2 protein-coding genes and 1 pseudogene are annotated in these 1,858 nt (G+C 64.6%); 1 reads left to right on the top strand and 2 read right to left on the bottom strand.

All coding sequences use genetic code 11. The features are described 5' to 3' along the window. A partial coding sequence (locus tag EOA23_RS34320) for an NAD(P)/FAD-dependent oxidoreductase (RefSeq protein ID WP_145966598.1) occupies nucleotides 1–977 on the bottom strand: 977 nt, incomplete at its 3' end. A gap of 80 nt (nucleotides 978–1,057) precedes the next feature. On the opposite strand from EOA23_RS34320, the gene EOA23_RS34315 reads away from it, so the two are divergent. Further along, entirely contained in the window at nucleotides 1,058–1,726 is a 669-nt protein-coding gene (locus EOA23_RS34315) for a TetR family transcriptional regulator (RefSeq protein ID WP_127307280.1), read from the top strand. A 15-nt stretch (nucleotides 1,727–1,741) separates the two neighbouring features. Here EOA23_RS34315 and EOA23_RS36795 read toward each other — a convergent pair. After that, nucleotides 1,742–1,858 (bottom strand): annotated as a pseudogene (locus tag EOA23_RS36795) (YeiH family putative sulfate export transporter); the annotation flags it as partial.

The raw sequence follows: 1,858 nt of genomic DNA, 5'->3' as shown, positions 1-1,858 counted from the left end.
GCCAGAACCCGGATCGCCGCCGAGTTTGAAGGCTGGGCGCCGTCGAACATTGCCAGGTTGGCGCCTTCGCCGGACGGTGGCATGAGGTGCGCGGCATCGCCGAGCAGTGTCACGCCTGCGACGCGACCCCAGCGGTGTTCATCGGGCAGCGTGTAGATCATGCGCGGAACCGGCGCGGTTTCGCCGTCGGTGATCAGCGTGGTAAGCGCCGGCGCCCAGCCTTCAAACTCGGCGGCGATCCGGGTTCTGGCGGCGTCGGCATCGGTGAAGTCGATGCCTGCGAACCATTCCGCGGGCCGGCTCAATTGAACATAGGTGTGGAGGACGCCTCCCGCTTCTCGATGCGCGGCGATCGCATTTCCCGGGGCAGCCGCAAACATTGTGCCCAAGCCGACCACTTCGGCGGCGGCGGGGTGTCGATCGTCAACATCGTATAGATACGTCTCGATGAACGTTGCGCCGACATAACGTGGCGTTGCGTCCGACAGTAGCGGCCGCACCTTCGACCATGCGCCGTCAGCCCCCACGAGAAGCTCGGTTTCGACAGCCGATCCGTCGGTGAAGGTCAGTTCGTGCCGGCCGGCACCCAGAGCGGCGACGCCGGCAAGCTTCTTTCCCCAGCGGATGGTGTCGGCGGGCAGCGAGTCTGTCAGAATGCGCCGCAGATCGCCGCGTAGCACTTCGGGTCGGCCGCCATCGTCCGCTTCCTCAAGCAGCACCGTGCCGTGCCGGTCGAGCACGCGGCTAGCCGCGCCGCCTTGGTGGATGATGGCGTGGAAGGCTGCGGTGAGGCCAGCGGCTTCGAGCGCGATCTGTCCGTTATGCTCGTGGATGTCGATCTGCCCGCCTTGCGTGCGCGCCGACGCCGAAGCCTCCGCTTCATAGACCGTTACAGCTATGCCGTGGGTATGAAGCACGCGCGCCAGGGTGAGGCCGCCAAGACCCGCGCCCACGATTGTTACCTCTGTCATCGTCATGATCCTTTTTCGACGAGATATTGGAACGATGTTCCATAAATAGTATTTGGAACGTCGTTCCATTCATGTCAAGATGCGGCATGGCAAAGAGTGGACGGATTGAGCGGCGCACCGATGCGCTTTCAAAGGAGCGGATCATCAGGGCCGCGGTCGAGATCCTGGATTCAGGCGGCGAGAGCGGCCTGACTTTCCGTGCGCTCGCGGCACGCCTGGCGACGGGAAGCGGGGCGATCTACTGGCACGTCAAGGACAAGGACGAACTGCTCGCCACGGCGACCGAAGAGGTCATCGACCGTGTCATGAGGGAGGCGATTCAGGAAGCGGACCCACGGAAGGCGATCCGAGCGGTCGCGCTGGGGCTGTTCGATGCGATCGACGCGCATCCGTGGGCGGGTGCCCAGCTTTCGCGCGCGCCGTGGCAGCCGGCGGTGGGGAGGATATTCGAAAGCATCGGCGGGCACCTCGACGCGCTCGATGTTCCGGACCGGGCACTGTTCGACACGGCATCCGCCCTGGTGCACTACATCCTCGGCGCCGCCGCGCAGAACGCCGCAAACGCCCGACTGGCGCCGCACGATACGGACAGAACGGAGTTTCTGTCAGCCATGATCGAGCGATGGACGGCGCCGGATCCCGCTGGCTTTCCGTTCCTGCACCGAATTGCACCACGGTTCCAAGATCACGATGACCGCGCGCAATTCCTGGCCGGCATCGATCTCATCCTGGCTGGCGTCGGTGCAACCCGGTAGTGGTTTCGCGAGAGCTTACGCAAACCTCACGAGCATCAGGCTGAAGCAGCCGATGAAGAGGAAGGCCGAGAAGGCGAGCATCAGCGGCCGTAGTCCGCGCGAGCGCAGCTCCGAAATATCGGCCTGCAGGCC

Origin of the sequence: Mesorhizobium sp. M2A.F.Ca.ET.042.01.1.1, from assembly GCF_003997405.1 — a bacterium.
Classification (GTDB): Bacteria; Pseudomonadota; Alphaproteobacteria; order Rhizobiales; family Rhizobiaceae; genus Mesorhizobium.
Note: the sequence above shows the minus strand (reverse complement) of the source record. Positions and strands in the feature narration are given on the sequence as shown.

Excerpts from the sequence above, each read along its gene's own strand:
- EOA23_RS34315 (WP_127307280.1), top strand. The coding sequence starts at position 1,058 with ATGGCAAAGAGTGGACGGATTGAGCGGCGCACCGATGCGCTTTCAAAG.